Genomic DNA, 16,482 nt, shown 5'->3' with positions numbered 1-16,482 from the left:
ATCCTAAGTTTGTTTTTTTGTCGAGGGAGGGAATATTTCTGGTATTTCCCTTCATTAAACCCAGAGTGCGATCGCTCTCACCTGAATCCTTACCTTTTTAGTTTGAATTGTTAAATATTTAGCTAAAAGCAATGTTTTAAATTGATCGTCAAATTTACCTGCATCAGAAATAAAAGATGACCAGGATATAGAATTGGTTTCAACAAATTTAGAAAGGAATTGTACTTGCGGGTAAAATGGTTTTACATCAATAAAGTGTGGTTTAATCTTAACCATGCTATATAATGCAATTTCATCAAAAGATATTTCTATATCCAGAGGAATTATTTCCAAATTTTTCGGCAAATTAATAACTACAAATAGTTCTTTTACTACTGGTAATTCTGAAAAAAATTTACCTGACTTACTTTTCTTTTTCTTAGAACCAGAATCAGATACACCAAAACCTTTAGACATTATTTTATTCTCCTTAATCTATCTATTATTTAAGATTTTATCATATACAGTAGTTTCCTATTTACTGATAAAATTATGTCCTGATAATCAGCGATAAAAAAGTTGTTGCTTGTAGTAGGGCTTTAGCCCTATCTATAGTTCGGGCTGAAGCCCTACTACGAACTTTAATTACAACTGATAACTAAAAGAACTTTAACTATAGAAGTGGTGCGTTACATTTTCATTAACGCACCCTACTTGAGTGAGACTATTTTTGTTGGGTTTCCTCCATCAAACCAACCTACATTTGATAGCTGAATGCTTAAAGCTATTTAAACTGTTAAAGGCAACTTTTTACTATCAGGTTCTAAACTATTAAATAACTTCTGCCAATTTTCCGCAGTTGCTTGATTTTCCTTATCTCCTTTTGCCTCAAAAGTTGTATTGCAAGTCTTATTTTCTTCTAAAACTTTGACACAAAGTTCAGCAATATCATCCCGACTAACAATACCTTTAATATTATCGCCTTGGTCGAATATTAATGCTTGACCCCCTGGTTGTTCAGTCATCCCACAAGGTCGAATTACTGTGTAAGGAATACCACTGGAACGAATAACTTCTTCTCCTTTTAATTTCCAGTTTAATAAACCTTTTAATTGGTCATTAAACTTCACTGCTGGAGGTTGTTCATCTAAGTTTAAACCAGGTCGCCCCGGACGAGTTACACCCGCCGAACTAACCAGAACAAATTTAGGTAATTCGTCACTACCATAAGTTTTAATAGACTCAACTTCTAACTGAAAAAATCCTGGTGCAAATTTAGGATTAAGTTCTCGGTTATATTCAAATTTACTCAACATTAATTGGTAAGAATAAATTTGACTCGGATTAAATGGTTGAGCATTTTCAACAACTTTGGCACGAAATACTGGAGTTAAATCTTTAAATGGAATGCGAATAGTTGTCCAGATATTGTAAACGGTGTCAAAAGAATAGCTATAACCAACCCCATCCCATTTGTCTTCGCAGCGCAGGAAAAATTTATAACGTTTGCCATCTCCTTTGACCCGGAGTTCGATACCAGTAGATCCCAATAAATTCATTGGGGGGTCGAAGTTGCGGGTACGCACAGAGACAAAACCGCCGGAGTTGGCAGTCGAGACATTACCGGAGAAAACAGCACCGCTGTCTGTGAGACGGATCGAACTTTCGCTGACTCCACCCATCACAACATCATCTAATGCACCCCAGATTTGTTTGAGGTCTTGAGTGGCGTTTGTGAAGTCAAACAGAATTTTTTTGTTGCTTGGTTGTAGTTGTGGTTTTGCTGCTGCTACTAGATTTTTCATGCCTTCGTATTCGACGAGTTGGGGGTCTTCAACAACTTCTGGCATGAAAAATTTGATGCCTTGATAATATTTTTCCTGGTTTGGGTTATCTCCCTCTACAGGTTGTACTCGCGTACCTGTACAACAGATGATTTTGCTAACATCTTTGAATATCTCAGGGGTGAGGGTTTCAGGTTTAGTAATGTCGGCAGTTACTATTTCAACATTCTTACCGAGAACTTTTTGAGCTTTTTTGGCATCTCGAACCAGCGATCGAACTTGATAACCCCGCTTCTGGAGTCTAGGTACAACTCGCTTACCAACTCCACCATTAGCACCAACTACTAAAACAACTTCTGAAGTGTTTGTTGGTTTCGGTGTCTTTTCTCCAAATAATTTTTGTAACCATTTAAAACTACCGATAAAGGGAATAACCCCAAAATAGGCTAGGGTCTGAAACAGTCTACTGGCTTTCCATTGAGATTTTTGGTTATCAGTCACGGCCATATCCTTAAAATCTAAACTTTTCTTTAATATATATTAAGATATGTTAATAAATTTTGCCGAATGGCCTTGATAACTTTTGGCCTTTATGATAGGAGTGGTGCGTTACATTTTTATTAATACATCCTACTAGACTGACACTACTTCTTAAACGAAACAACTGTCGCCAGAAAAATCTCTACTCCTCAAAGAAAACCAATAAAAGGAGAAAAAAAGTATTATTTAGACGAGAGATTTTTATCAAAGGAATTAAGTGGAGGAAACAAGAAATTATATGAGAGAAAAGACTATTCTTTATAGACCTATTGGACCGAAAGAATTAGCTTTAATTAAAAAATCCCTGTGGCGGAAATTTCCCCCCAGACTTCCAGAACAGCCGATTTTTTATCCCGTTCTTAATGAAGAATATGCGACGCAAATAGCCAGAGACTGGAATGTTAAAGCCAGTGGTTCTGGTTTTGTTACTCGCTTTGCTGTAAATTCTGAGTTTATTAAAAAATATCCAGTTCAAACTGTAGGTGGTTCTATATATAAAGAACTTTGGGTTCCGGCTGAGGAACTAGAAGAATTCAATAGCAATATAATTGGAAAGATTGAAGTAATTGCTGAGTTTTTTTCAAAAGAAAACGATCTAGGTTAAAGCAATTCGTAATTGGCAATTAATTACAATGAGTAGGGGCTTGCTTGAAACCCAAAGAATTAGGAATTATCAATTATTTTGTCAATTATAAACTTTTCTTAGCTTGGAAATGGAGAAGATAATAGTGGAATTAACTTGTTTCATAGCAACGATAATTTCCTGCTGGTGGTTGCGGTTTACCGCCAGACTACATATTAATTATTGGCGTTGGTGATTTTGGCTATGATTATGTATTAATTTTACATTAATGCTAAGAGACTGTTTGTAAAATAAGTCTTAACAGAGCAAATAATGACTAAAATCTAAAAGCGGTAGTACTTCAAGAGATTGAAATTTCCTAGATACCAGAGGTTTAAAGGTACATATATTCCCAGATTTTTAACTTACAAATAGTTGTCTTGATTTCTTCCTCCCTCCATACCTATTCCCTATTCCCTGTTCCCTGTTCCCTGTTCCCTATATCCTTTTTATATTTCCTTTACAAACAGTCTCTAATTGCCTAACTATTAACATTGAGCATTTTATATTTGGCAAAATTTAGGTTTCATAGCTTGATTCACCAACGCCTAATTATTTACTGTTATTTACTGGAGAATACAAAGTTATTCTAAAAAAATATTTGTTTTCAAAACTGAAAGTATTAATGGAAAAGCCTTACCGAAAAATTGTGGTTTAAAGCCTCTTCTTTTAAGGGGATAATAAAGAAAAATTTTCCTTTGAGTCAATCTTCTTCTTTTCAATAATTATTAATTATTAATTGTTGAAAGCACCTACAGTTCGGAATGGAGAGTTTATAACCTTGATATACCTGAAACCCTTAGCTAGTAATAGTTATTTTCATAAGTTTGCAATGTCTAGTATGTAATACCAATTCACTTTAAGGATGCCACAAATAGTTTCCAACTTTAAATTTCAAATAATTGCCTGAAACTATTGTCTTGTCAAAGTTTTTAGCCTATCAAATATGGAATTCTCAATTCTCAATTCAGTGAAACGGTATAACACTTCAGTTATTAATTAATACAGACGCATTAAACCTTTTTGCTAATTAGCAGCTCAGTTAATGTTAATTATTCTTATGTTTACTTCTCCCCTAATCCCCTACTTAAGAAAATGTAGAAAAGTTTTTGAGAAATGGTACTACTCCAAACTAAAAAGTTGTGTAAATTAATATCTAGTTATATTACAGAATTCAAAACTCATGGCTCTAAGAGATTGTTTGTAAAGGAAATATAAAAAGGAGATAGGGAACAGGGAACAGGGAACAGGGAACAGGGAACAGGGAATAGGGAATAGGGAATAGGGAATAAGGAGGAAGAAATCAAGACAAATATTTGTCGCTTAAAAATCTAGGAATATATGTACTGAATACTTCTCTACCTACCAAATTTCAATCTCTTGAAGTATTACCGCTTTTAGATTTTAGTCACTCGCATGTTCTCTTAATACTTATTTTACAAACAGTCTCTAATGGTAGAATCTGAGGTGTCTAACTTATTGTAGACCTTACTTCATGCAGTACCCTTTATTTGAATCAGATCCAGATGTTTTTGCAATTCTTAATCAAGAACATGAACGTCAAAAAAATAGCATTGAATTAACTGCTTCTGCTAACTATGTTAGTCGTGCTGTATTAGAAGCGACTGGCTCAATTTTCACAAACAAGGTAGCTGAAGGATATCCAGGTCGTCGCTACTTTAGCGGTTGTGAGAATATTGACACGTTGGAAAACTTAGCGATCGCTCGTGCTAAAGAATTATTTGGCGCTGCTCATGCCAATCTCGAACCCTACACAGGTTCCCAAGCAAATCATGCAGTTTACCTTACTGTCCTCAAACCAGGCGATCGGATATTAGGAATGGACCTCGGTCATGGGGGACATTTGAGCCACGGTGCAAAATTTACCATGACAGGTAAGATTTATGACTGTCATTTTTATCAAGTAGCTCCAGATACCGAGCGTCTGGACTACGATCGGATTCTTGCCCAAGCAAAAGAGATTCGCCCCAAATTAATTATTGCAGGTGCGAGTTCCTATCCCCGCACCATTGATTTCCAACGCTTTCGGGAAATTGCTGATGAAGTCGGAGCCTACTTATTAGCTGATATTGCCCATATCTCAGGATTAGTTGCAGCTGGATTACATCCTTCTCCAGTTCCCTACGCTCATTTTGTCACTACTAGCACTCAGAAAACTATGCGTGGACCCCGTAGTGGCATAATTTTGCTAGGGGAACATTCCGCACCAGAATTTGCTCGTAAGATTGACAGTGCAGTCTTTCCTGGGGTACAAGGAGCCGTTCACGTCCATGCGATCGCGGCCAAGGCTGTGATGCTCAAAGAAGCCATGTCTCCCAACTTTGTTGCCTATCAGCGTCAAAACCTTGAAAATTCCCAGATATTAGCAAAGGAATTGATGGAAAAGGGATTTCGCTTGGTTTCTGGAGGCACAGATAACCATTTGATGCTTCTAGACCTGACTCAGCAAGGTATCACGGGTAAGGAAGCCGAAGATCGCCTAGCTAGCGTTAGGATTACTGTTAATAAAAACCTACTTCCCTACGATTCCCAAAAGCCCACCGTATGCAGCGGTATTCGGGTCGGAACATCGGCAGCCACAACACGGGGATTAGGTTCGGAGGAAATGTATTGTCTTGCCAATCTAATCGATCAAATGCTAAGTGGCGAACCTACAGCCAATACTATTGCAAAGGTTCAAGATGAAGTTAGTCGGCTATGTCAGCTTTATCCCCAAATCGATTCGATTTATGACAAAAATGAGGAAAGGTTTGCCCTCGAATCTCAATACCAACTTCAAAGTTAACTTCCCTAGTTGTAAGTCTGGCAATCTCTTGAAGCTGAACACCTTTGAAAAACCTAGCCAATCCTAGACATTTTTAGGAATTGTCTCTCAAAGGTTGCAGATTAAGTCTTAACTGACTACGTTGGCTAAGTCAAGACCAGCATAAGTGAACTCCAGCTTATTTGCTGGTCGCTCTAAATTAAGGACAGCGTTTAATAGTATGGTTTTAAGCTAGTAGTAGATAGATTTTCTCCATTGTCAAAAACTTGCTCTAATCTAGGACTTTCTCTGAATTTTTTGTACATCTAAAAAAATAGGTGCATATTATGACCACAACAGCAAACTCTGAACAAACCACAGAACGCGCCAGAGTCCATTACAATAGTGAAAATGCGCGTTATTTATATGAAATTGCCATTGGTAGCGACACCTTAAATTTAGGAATGTATGAGGACGATCCCGATCGCCCCATCGCCGAAGGTATGGCCAAAACCACTGAATGGATGGCGGAACAAGCAGAGAATCTCAATGCGGATTGTCGAGTCCTCGATCTTGGTGCTGGATATGGACCAGCAGCACGACATTTAGCTAAAAAATATGGTTGCCACGTTACTTGTCTCAATATTAGCGAGGAACAAAATCAGGAAAATGAGCGACGTAATCGTGAACAGGGTCTTGAGAATTTGATTGAGATTGTGTTTGGCAATTTTAAAGAAATTCCTTTTGACGATGGCAGTTTCGATATAGTTTGGTCTCAGGATTCCCTGTTTCACACAGATGGGCAAGATCGAGTCCTAGAAGAAGCCTATCGGGTACTCAAACCAGGTGGACAGTTACTGTTCATGGATATTCTCCAAGCAGATGATTGTCCAGATGGAGTGTTAAAGGATTCACTCCAACGGGTTAATATTCTTCATGAGCGTTTGGGTTCTTTCCATTCCTATAACAGTAAAGCCGAAAGCCTTGGTTTTGAAACCATCAAGGTAATCGACAAATCCGATCAGTTGCTGCTTCATTACACTAAATTGAGGGATTCAGTAATTGCCCATTACGATGAACTTAGCAAAAAATGTACCCCAGAATTTTTAGAATCTTCTAAGAATGGCTTATATCAATGGGTGGAGTCGGCTGAAAAAGGTCTGTTTACCTGGGGTTTATTTCATTTTCGCCGTCCATAAGTAATAGACCTCTCCGGAAAAGAGGGAGTAGGGAGTAGGGAGTAGGGAGTAGGGGGAAATAATTAATGATTTCTGTACGATAATTGATTTTATTTTTAATTATCACCAGATGTCTAATGTGAATTAGGAATAAGCTGAAACCAATTATTTCATTGACTCACAGATTTCTACTTGTAGGTTGGGTTGAACAACGTGAAACCCAACAAAGTTGCAATAGATGTAGGTTGGGTTGAACAACGTGAAACCCAACAAAAATCTTTCTCCTCTACTCCCCTACTGCCTAATGCACTATTTTAGCTGAAACAGTCCAGTAGTGGACTGACACAACTAAAATGGTGCGTTACGACCGATTGCTAAATCACTTTCATAGTATGAATTTAAGCCGTCTAACACACCCTACTGGACTGACACATCTAAAACTGTGCATTAGAAAAATGACTTAATCTCTAATAAATTCAGACTTTTCCTAAAAATTTATTGCACCATTTAAGGTGTGTCAGTCTACTACAATTTTGCACAAAATTAGCTGTGTCATTCTAGTAGTGCCGTGTCAAGCTTGAAAATGTGAGTTAAAAAACCTAACCCCCTAACCCCCTCTCCTGCGAGGAGAGGGGGGAATTTCTCCCCTCTCCTCGCAGGAGAGGGGTTGGGGGAGAGGTCTTCTAGGTTGCTCCATCCTAATACAATTTAAGGCTTGACACGGCAGTAGGTTGGGTTGAACGTGCGTGAAACCGAACACAGTTCTGTTGGATTACGCTAGCGCTAACCCAACCTACAAGAAATCGGTAATTTCCGAACTAATGATTCAATCCTGACGTTCAATAAGTTGTTGTATCTTTTCAAGTCCAGTAGATTGGGTTGAACGTGCGTGAAACCGAACACAGTTTTGTTGGGTTACGCTAGCGTAACCCAACCTACGAAAAATCGGTAATTTCCTAACTAATGATTCAATCCTAACGTTCAATAAGTTATTGCATATTTTCAAATAAAGAACATGAACGCTGAAGAAATTGTTAAAACCCATCGCGATCGCGTCTTTTTTTCCTGGGTCCCTCAGAAAAATATCCAAAACCCTATTGTCATGGATCGTGCTGAGGGGGTTTACTTCTGGGATAAAGACGGCAAGCGCTACCTGGATTTTTCCAGTCAGTATGTCAATATGAATATTGGCCACAGCCACCCCAAGATCATCGCAGCCATAAAAGACCAAGCCGATCGACTCGCGTTTGCCCATCCAGGTACTGCTACAGAAATTCGTGCTGCAACAGCGGCTAAGTTAGCAGAAATTACACCAGCGGATCTAAGCAAAACTTTCTTTACTTTGAGTGGTGCTGAAGCGGTTGAAAATGCTATAAAAATAGCACGACTGTATACAGGTAGACATAAAATTGTCACTCGATATCGTAGTTACCATGGTGCTACCTTGGGTGCAGCGATCGCCGGAGGAGACCCCAGACGCTTGGCTCACGAACCGACTATTAGTGGAATTGTTCGAGTTCACGACCCCTATGCCTACCGTTGTCCATTTGGCTATGCACCAGAAGGAAATCCCCAAGTGTACATCGATCATGTAATTCAAACCATTGAGTTTGAGGGACCGGAAAACGTGGCAGCGATCCTGATGGAAACTATTACCGGTTTCAATGGTTGTATTATTCCTCCTGATGGTTACTGGCAAGCGCTACGAACATATGCAGATCGGCACGGCATCTTACTCATTTGCGACGAAGTTATAGCAGGCTTTGGTCGCACGGGGAAAATGTTTGCGATTGAGCATTATGGCGTGGTTCCCGATATTATGGCAATGGCGAAGGGACTCACCTGTGGGTATATTCCGATGGGTGCAGTCATAGTACGGCAGCATATTGCCGATTATTTTGAAACCAACCCCTTTGGCTGTGGACTAACATTCAGCGGTAATCCCATGGGTTGTGCTACAGCTTTAGCAACCATGAAGGTTTATGAAGAAGAAAATCTGGTCGAAAACAGCCGAATTATGGGGATACGGATGGCAGAAAAGTTACAGGAAATGAAGGCAAAACATCTGTCAGTGGGTGATGTTCGTAGTTTGGGACTGTATGGTGTAATTGAGTGTGTCAAGAACCGAGAAACACGAGAACCGATGGCTCCCTGGAATGCCAAACCTCACGAAATGGTGGTCATGGGTAAAATGGCTGCCCGTCTTCGGGAGCTTGGTTTGCACGGTCTTGTGCGCTGGAACTGGGTGTTTATGTCACCGCCACTTTGCATCAATGAAGAACAGCTTGAAGAAGGGTTTGCCATCATTGATGATGCCTTGAAAATTGCCGATGAAGCTTACGAAGGTTAATTAATATCATGTTCGGTTGAATGGTGATAATTAATTAAAGTTCGTAGTAGGGCTTTAGCCCGAAGTATAGATTCCGGTTGAATGGTGACAATTAATTAAAGTTCGTAGTAGGGCTTTAGCCCGAAGTATAGATAGGGCTAAGAGCTATACTACAAACAAAAACTTTGTTATAAGTAATTATCCGCAATTCGTAGCTCCCCCGGAGGGGTTTTTAATTGCGAACACTGCAATTTTAGCTGCGACCGAGACTTGATAATAACGTTAAATTTAGCTATGGCCGGCAGTTCGCCCGTATCAGCTTGTGGAGTCGATAACGCCGACGTTGCCAGGTTGAAGCAAGAATAGAACAGATTATTTATAGATAATCATAGGTTTCTTAAGAACGGCACATGATATTAGTGGTTAATCATACCATATATTATTTCAAATAGGAGAAAATTTTCATGCAAATTGGATTTATTGGTCTGGGTAATATGGGCAGCGGTATGGTTGCCAATTTGCTCAAGAAAGGATTTGAAGTTTCAGTATATGACATCCAACGGGAAAAAGCCGAAGCCTTAATAGCAGCCGGAGCAAGTTGGCGCAATTCTATCTCAGACGTAGCAAATGATGCAGATGTAATTATGACCAGTCTGCCAGGACCAAAACAGCTAGAAGCAGTGATGTTGGGAGATACTGGAGTAATTGCCCATGGCCGTCCTGGAACGATTTGGATTGATACTGGAACTAATTCAATAGAAATTATGACAAAGATTTCAGGGCTTGCTCAGGAACAGAAAATTGATTCCATTGCTGCTCCTGTTTCTGGGGGAGCAAAGGGAGCTGAAACTGGGACGCTATCAATGTTTGTAGGTGGAGAACGAGAGACTTTTGACAAAATTCAAGGGATATTGGAAGCCATTGGTTCTCAGATTTATTATGTAGGACCACTTTCTCATGCGATCCTTTCCAAATTGCTGATTAATTATCTTTGCTTCATCAATACTAAAGCTCTCGGAGAAGTGCTTTCTTTGGGAACAGAAGCAGGAATCGATCCCAAACAACTCACGAATATGATTCAAGCGGGTTCGGGTAGTAGCTGGGTGGCGGAAAAATTGCTGCCTTCGATCTTAGAAGGTAATCCTGGTCCAGCGTTTACATTGAACTTAGCTCACAAGGATGCCTGTTTGGTTAATGAACTCAATCAAAGTTTTAATACTTCTCTAGAATTTTCAGAGCGTCTATGTGAAGTCTTACAACAAGCTTGTGAGACCTATGGTGGGGATAAAAGTTTTACTCAGATGATGAATTTGTAGTAATAATCAACTCACTTCACAACTGCACCAATTAAATCTTATCTCAGAGTATGTATCATACAATTCCAGAAATGAAAACGAAACATATTGCAATGTGGGCTTGTCCGAGAAGTCGTTCTACTGCAATAACGCGAGCATTTGAGCAGCTCGATGATTGCACGATCTATGATGAACCTTTAGATGGTTGCTGTTTTGTTAATGCTTTTACTGACCAGGGTGAAATTGATTATGCAGCAGACTATTTATCAAGACATGCCGACACTAATTATTCAAGTATCGTTAAAAAACTAACTGGCGATTTGCCAGAGGGAAAATCTTTTTCCTTTCAAAAACATATGTCAAATCATCTGCTTCCAGAATTTGACAGAAGCTGGCTCTCTGAAGTAAAAAATTTCTTTTTAATTAGAAATCCAAGAGAAACAGTTCTTTCCTACTACAAAGCCAGAACAGCTAGTGGTTTTGCCTGGGAAGAATGGGAATCTCGTGTCGGCTGGGAAGAACATTATCAACTATTCAAAGAAATTGAACATTTAACACAAAAAATTCCTTTAGTCATTGACTCAGGGGATTTAGTCAAAAATCCTCGGGATTATTTAAAACTTTTATGCAGTAAATTAGGGGTTGATTTTTCCGAAAAAATGCTTAATTGGGAGTCAAAAGACACTAAAATTCTATCTTGGGAAAATACAACTTTTGAGACATTCAGTGAAAAAGTTATTAATTCCACGGGCTTTTTTCAGGAAGATCAAGAAGACATTAATATTCCAGATATTTTAGAGCCATGTATTGATAAATGTATGCCGTTTTATGATGAAATGTCTAAATATCGCCTCATTGTTTAATCTCAACAGTAGAGTGCGTTAACGGAAAAAAGTAAAGCGTAATCTAGTCTAAAATTTTGCAATGGAAAATCAATCTGAACGATATCAAATCTGCAAAGTTCAACAAGACCAAAGAAAACTGTTCGTATATTGGGCTGATGGTCATCGCAGTACGTTCCACTATCTTTGGCTGCGGGATAACTGTTATTGTTCTGTTTGTGGGAACCCAGAACATGGCGAAAAGCGTTTTCGGATTATTGATGTTCCACTTGATATAGAACCTCTTTCAGTTCATTGGGAGAGTGACACACTAGAAATAACATGGAAACCCGATAGTCACAAAAGCATCTATAATGCTCAATGGTTACGACAGCACTGCTACTCTGCGACCGAGAGAGAGCATCGTCAGTATCGACCCATTCTTTGGGATAGCAATATTGTTAATAACCTGCCGCAGATTGATTATCAAGAAGTCAAAACTGCGAATCAAACTCGGTTACAACTGCTAGAACATTTGAGAGATTATGGAATTTGTTTTGTGCGAAACGTCCCTCCTCAGAAGGGAGAACTGGAATCTTTCGCTCAGTCATTTGGGCCTCTATTAGAAACTAATTACGGACGTGTGTTTGAGATTGTTGTCGATCCGGAGGAAAGCCAGAAAAGTGTTGCGAACTCCCAAATTGACCTCATACCTCACACAGATGATGCTTATCAATACGCACCTCCAGGAATTATTTTTTTCCACTGTTTAATGGCGAATAATGATGGCAGCGGTCAGTCTACTTTTGTGGATGGTTTCCAAATAGCAGAGGTGCTACGTCATGAAGATGGGGAGGCGTTCGAGCTATTGTGCCGTTACGAGGTTTCCTGGCAAAAACATTATAGCGATCGCATCGATATGCGGTTCAGTAGTCCTGTTTTTTCACTCAATAGTGATGGTAATTTGCAGGAAGTTAGGATTAGCAATTTATTTCCCGCTCCCTTGGACTTACCAGAGGAGGCGATAGAGCCATTTTATATCGCATACAGAAAGCTAATGCAGCTCTATACCGATCCAATATACTGCCTGAAAGAAGGTCTAAAACCTGGAGACCTGGTGATGTTTGACAACCATCGCATCTTGCACGGACGCACTGCCATTGGAATACAAAACCAGCGCCGCCATTTGCGCTATTGTTCAGTAGAACGAGACTATTTCCATAGCCATCGGCGGCTTCTGGATCGAAATCTCAACTTTCTTTAATCACTCTGGGAAAATTGAACTTGATTGGATATTGCTAAGTACACCCCTAGCAAGATTACAAAAAATGCTAACCAGTTCAGTAAACTTAAAGTTTCTGAAAATATTTCTCCTGCGAGAATAGCAGTGATTACAGGATGAAGTAGCAAAATCGTTGCTATTAATCCTGAAGATATCCATTTAACGCTATAGGTTAGACATATTTTTGTGAAAATTCCCAGAGTTCCCAGAGTACCAATAATTAGCCAGACTTGCCACGAATGGGGAAACAAGTCATCACCACTAACTAGAAGAATGGGTAGTAAAAAAATAGTCCCCACCAAGCAAGTGAAAATTGTGATTACATTGATACTGAACTGAATTTGTAATTTTTCTAAAACCAGTAGATACCCACTCCACAAAATAGCAGAAGCTAAGGCAAGTCCATCACCTTGTAATTTGTCAATGGTTATTGAAAAGTCATTGGCAACAAGAGCGCATGAGCCACAGATTGCGATCGCAATTCCCAGAAGATATCTTTGCTCGAACTGTTGATTTAAGAATATCCATCCAATTAAGGTTGTAAATAGTGGAGTCATACTATGTAAAACCTCTGAATTTGCAGCGCTAGTTTGAGTTAGGGACCAAGCATAAAGGAGTTGTTGTCCTCCAGAAAATACTCCTGACAACAGTAGCAGCAATAACCACTTTCGTTCTTGAGGAAAAAGTTTGACAGGGATGGGTTTGTTATTCGATTTCTGTTCAAGTCTTGATATTCCATTCCAACATCCCAAGACTGGGAGTGCCATCCAGAAGCGATTAAAGATTAGGGTATTGGGATTAATTTCATATTCACTTAATTTAATCAAAATAGGGACGACAGCCATGATGATGAGGACAGGAAATAAGGCAGCTAAGGCTTTTTTAGTGTTGCTTCTAGCAGATAGCCGTGAAGTAAATTCCATTAGTTTTGAAGTCAATTGTAATTTTTCTGTCATTAGCGAAAAATAAGGGTTTAAAGGAGAAAAAGCAGTCGTTTAGCTAACGCACAACGCGCGTTAGCTAAACGCTATATAATTGACCAAGAAAAGAAAAAAAATTCCCCTTTAACCAATCCTATCCGTTTTAATAAGAGGTAATAATTATACTTCTCCATAAAAGAGGAAGCAGGTAAAACTTAACGGGAATGGGGGGAGTAATTAATAATTTATGGATAATAATTGATTTAATTTTTCATTTTTGGAGAAGTCTATTAATTATTAATTATTGAACTAGGTTGTAAATCAGGAATAGCTTGGCATAGTTTTGAAAAAGACCATGCACCTTCACGCAATAACCGAGCAGGTAACTCTGTAAAATCAACCAGGGTAGAGGGTTGTTGTTCGGGGTTCGGACCACCATCCAGCACAAGTGGCACTCGCTCTCCCAATTGTGCCGCCACTTCTGGGGCTGTTTTTTGAGTCTCCATTCCTGAAACATTCGCACTGGTTACAGCAAGGGGATGACCAACCCGACGTACTAATTCTAAACAAAGTTGATGGTTGGGTATTCGGACTGCTACTGTGTCTTTACCTGATGTGACAAATGATGGGACAATTTCAGTCTTGGGGAAGATGCCAGACATTGCCCCAGGCCAAATTTTACGAAGTGACTCAATGGTACTTTCAGGAATTTCTTGAGTCACTTGTTGCAGTTGTTCAAAATCAGCTACATAAATGATGAGGGGTTTATCTGGCGATCGCGATTTGACTTCAAAAATTTTTTTAATACCTGATTCGGAGGCAATACTAGCTCCTATACCATAAATTGTATCGGTTGGAAATACAACTACATCCTTTTGCTGAAGTAAATCGACTGCTTTAGCGATCGCCATTTCACTATCTGTTGGTAGAATTTGGGTCATAATTTCTTGTTTGTTCCTTGTAAGATCAAATCGGTTTAATTGCACATACAATAATAGCATCTACAGGGTTCGAGGATAGTCTAGGAAGTTGAGTTTCAAATTCTTGACACGCCCTAGAAATAAGTGGTTGAGTATTTTATACTGACTACTGACTACTGACTACTAAATTTATACTGAGGTTATTTAAACTGATTTGATATAACTTAATATTTTTCATATTACTAGACTGACACAGCTAATACCAAATCCGGATGAAAAGTAGTCATTGCGACGATAGGAAGCAATCTCCTAAACCATACTCCTGACTTCTATGCCAACAGCACGCACCACATACAAAGATACGCTTAGGGCTTCTATAGTATTTTTCTCAACCAACATTTAAGGGGTATTAATCCAATTGGTCTGGATCTATGCCTAATTCCCGCAAACGTGCTACCAATTTTTCGGCTTGTTGTTGGGCTTGCTCTAAACGTTGTTCAGCTAACTGTCGTGCTTGCTGCTCTTGCTGTCTTTGAGCTTCAGCTAACTGTCGTGCTTGCTGCTCTTGCTGTTGAGCTTCTTCAGGAGTAGGATATCGGTTTCCTTGTTCGTCGTACCAATACAGCCATTCCCTAGTAATTCCTTGAAAAGTTCCTATTTCTGTACCTATACCTAGACCTATTTCTTGCATCCACAATGGGTTATCTTCTTGCAACTCATATTTTCCTTCTCTGTTGAGACGGTAGAGAGTCAATTTTTGTTTACGTACCCGCAGGGGAGCGTAAATTACATAATACAATACTCCATATTGAGCATATTTTCTTTTTTTCCCTTTATATTCTCCTCCGGGAGTTTTTGATACTACTTCTATTGCTAAGGAAGGAACGACCCCGTTTTCTTCCCAGGTGACGTAACTCAATCGCAGATTTTCTCCTTTGATACGTTCTACTCCCAGACATAAAAAACCATCAGGGGCAATGGCTTTTTCGTCGGGAGAGTAATACCACCCCATATCAATACCAAAAAACCAATCGTTACGGTTAGACCAAATGTAGGCCAGAATCGATTTTAATAAGTGAGCAATTAAATCTTGTATTTCGCTATCCACTGGTTTACCATCTTTATAGGGTAATTCTTCCATAGTGGGAAGACGCTTTTGGGTTTGGTAATCCGATTTGAGCATGATATTGGCTATGCTAATTCCACTGTATTTAAGTATAACATAAGCGATCGCGATTTTTAAAATAAGAGTTATATCAAATCTGGTTGAATAATTATTATTATAGCTGAGGGAGATGAGGAGATAGGGAGATTAAATATTGGAGTAATTATACAATTATAAACACATATCATATAACCAGATTCTATGTGCAATTAACCGGATTTAGTATTATCTTAAATTCTACAGATCGACAGATATTTTTTAAATCACCTCATTTCTTCAGCGAAGATTATTATAGCTCAACAGAAATGTTTAGTTCATCTACGCTGTCATTTTCAAAGATTAATGCAACTGCCAGGGGCAAATAACCAGGAGATTGGCAAGGCTTTTAAAGACTTAATTGACCAAGGATTTCATCATTATCGAATCTGGCAACAAAATCAAGATTCTCATATTTATCATCACTGGGCTGCTGGGTTTAAAGAAAAGGTGGAGTTAACCCTCAAGCAGTGGAGTGACAAAGCAGGTTATGAAGCAGGAAAGTTGTTACGCAGCCTCAAACTGAAAGCTGACCAATGGTGGTATTTTCTACTTCACCCAGAGGTTCCTCCGGACAATAATCTGGCACACAGATCCCTACGATTAGCTATCACGAAACGAAAAATTAGTGGTGGCTCCAGAAGCATGGAACGATTTCAACACACAGCCAAGAAGATTGACTGTAGTGCAAACTTGTCGTCGCCAGGAGCGTTCCGTTATTGATTTCTTTGAGCAGTCTCTGGTGGCGTTCGCGGAGCGTGGCGTCAGTCATATCGCCTTTGATAACAAGAAGTTATCAGGTCTTTCTCTTATTCCCACATCTCATACCTAAAATCCTTACCAGCAA

12 protein-coding genes and 1 pseudogene are annotated in these 16,482 nt (G+C 39.1%); 8 read left to right on the top strand and 5 right to left on the bottom strand.

Annotated features, from left to right (window positions below):
* Positions 1–54 precede the first annotated feature (54 nt).
* Positions 55–456: a hypothetical protein gene (locus ACP6PM_RS21760; protein ID WP_426588320.1), complete on the bottom strand. Its 402-nt coding sequence runs from the start codon at positions 454–456 to the stop codon at positions 55–57.
* Between the two features lie 311 nt (positions 457–767).
* Positions 768–2,270 (bottom strand): CIA30 family protein, encoded by a 1,503-nt coding sequence (locus ACP6PM_RS21755; RefSeq protein WP_426588318.1) that lies wholly within the window; start codon positions 2,268–2,270, stop codon positions 768–770.
* 271 nt (positions 2,271–2,541) lie between these two features.
* Between ACP6PM_RS21755 and ACP6PM_RS21750 the strand changes: the two genes are divergently transcribed.
* From ACP6PM_RS21750 to ACP6PM_RS21720, 7 genes are all read left to right on the top strand, one after another.
* Positions 2,542–2,907, top strand: coding sequence for a hypothetical protein (locus ACP6PM_RS21750; protein ID WP_426588316.1), 366 nt, complete (start codon positions 2,542–2,544; stop codon positions 2,905–2,907).
* Positions 2,908–4,420: 1,513 nt separating this feature from the next.
* Complete coding sequence (locus ACP6PM_RS21745; protein ID WP_426588314.1) at positions 4,421–5,731, top strand: serine hydroxymethyltransferase; 1,311 nt, start codon at positions 4,421–4,423, stop codon at positions 5,729–5,731.
* Positions 5,732–6,036: 305 nt separating this feature from the next.
* Positions 6,037–6,888 carry an SAM-dependent methyltransferase gene (locus tag ACP6PM_RS21740; RefSeq protein ID WP_426588312.1) on the top strand — a complete coding sequence of 284 codons (852 nt, stop codon included), beginning with the start codon at positions 6,037–6,039 and terminating at the stop codon, positions 6,886–6,888.
* Between the two features lie 994 nt (positions 6,889–7,882).
* On the top strand, positions 7,883–9,217 hold the full coding sequence (locus ACP6PM_RS21735) for an aminotransferase class III-fold pyridoxal phosphate-dependent enzyme (RefSeq protein WP_426588310.1): 1,335 nt from the start codon (positions 7,883–7,885) through the stop codon (positions 9,215–9,217).
* 443 nt (positions 9,218–9,660) lie between these two features.
* Complete coding sequence (locus tag ACP6PM_RS21730; RefSeq protein ID WP_426588308.1) at positions 9,661–10,512, top strand: NAD(P)-dependent oxidoreductase; 852 nt, start codon at positions 9,661–9,663, stop codon at positions 10,510–10,512.
* A gap of 50 nt (positions 10,513–10,562) precedes the next feature.
* On the top strand, positions 10,563–11,354 hold the full coding sequence (locus ACP6PM_RS21725; RefSeq protein WP_426588306.1) for a sulfotransferase-like domain-containing protein: 792 nt from the start codon (positions 10,563–10,565) through the stop codon (positions 11,352–11,354).
* Between the two features lie 61 nt (positions 11,355–11,415).
* Positions 11,416–12,576: a TauD/TfdA family dioxygenase gene (locus ACP6PM_RS21720; RefSeq protein ID WP_426588304.1), complete on the top strand. Its 1,161-nt coding sequence runs from the start codon at positions 11,416–11,418 to the stop codon at positions 12,574–12,576.
* Here ACP6PM_RS21720 and ACP6PM_RS21715 read toward each other — a convergent pair.
* The 3 genes from ACP6PM_RS21715 to ACP6PM_RS21705 form a co-directional block, all read right to left on the bottom strand.
* The gene (locus ACP6PM_RS21715; protein WP_426588302.1) at positions 12,573–13,517 is read right to left on the bottom strand and encodes a DMT family transporter; all 945 of its coding nucleotides are present in this window, start codon (positions 13,515–13,517) and stop codon (positions 12,573–12,575) included. The two genes, ACP6PM_RS21720 and ACP6PM_RS21715, sit on opposite strands and share 4 nt — an antisense overlap.
* A 287-nt stretch (positions 13,518–13,804) precedes the next feature.
* Entirely contained in the window at positions 13,805–14,455 is a 651-nt protein-coding gene (locus ACP6PM_RS21710; RefSeq protein WP_426588300.1) for an L-threonylcarbamoyladenylate synthase, read from the bottom strand.
* Between the two features lie 388 nt (positions 14,456–14,843).
* The gene (locus ACP6PM_RS21705) at positions 14,844–15,617 is read right to left on the bottom strand and encodes a Uma2 family endonuclease (RefSeq protein ID WP_426588298.1); all 774 of its coding nucleotides are present in this window, start codon (positions 15,615–15,617) and stop codon (positions 14,844–14,846) included.
* Positions 15,618–15,887: 270 nt separating this feature from the next.
* On the opposite strand from ACP6PM_RS21705, the pseudogene ACP6PM_RS21700 reads away from it, so the two are divergent.
* Positions 15,888–16,467 (top strand): annotated as a pseudogene (locus ACP6PM_RS21700) (IS66 family transposase); the annotation flags it as partial.
* Positions 16,468–16,482 lie beyond the last annotated feature (15 nt).

The sequence above is a fragment of the Dapis brunnea BLCC-M229 genome, assembly GCF_050015995.1.
GTDB lineage: Bacteria > Cyanobacteriota > Cyanobacteriia > Cyanobacteriales > Microcoleaceae > Trichodesmium.
This window is presented reverse-complemented; position numbering and strand designations above follow the sequence as displayed.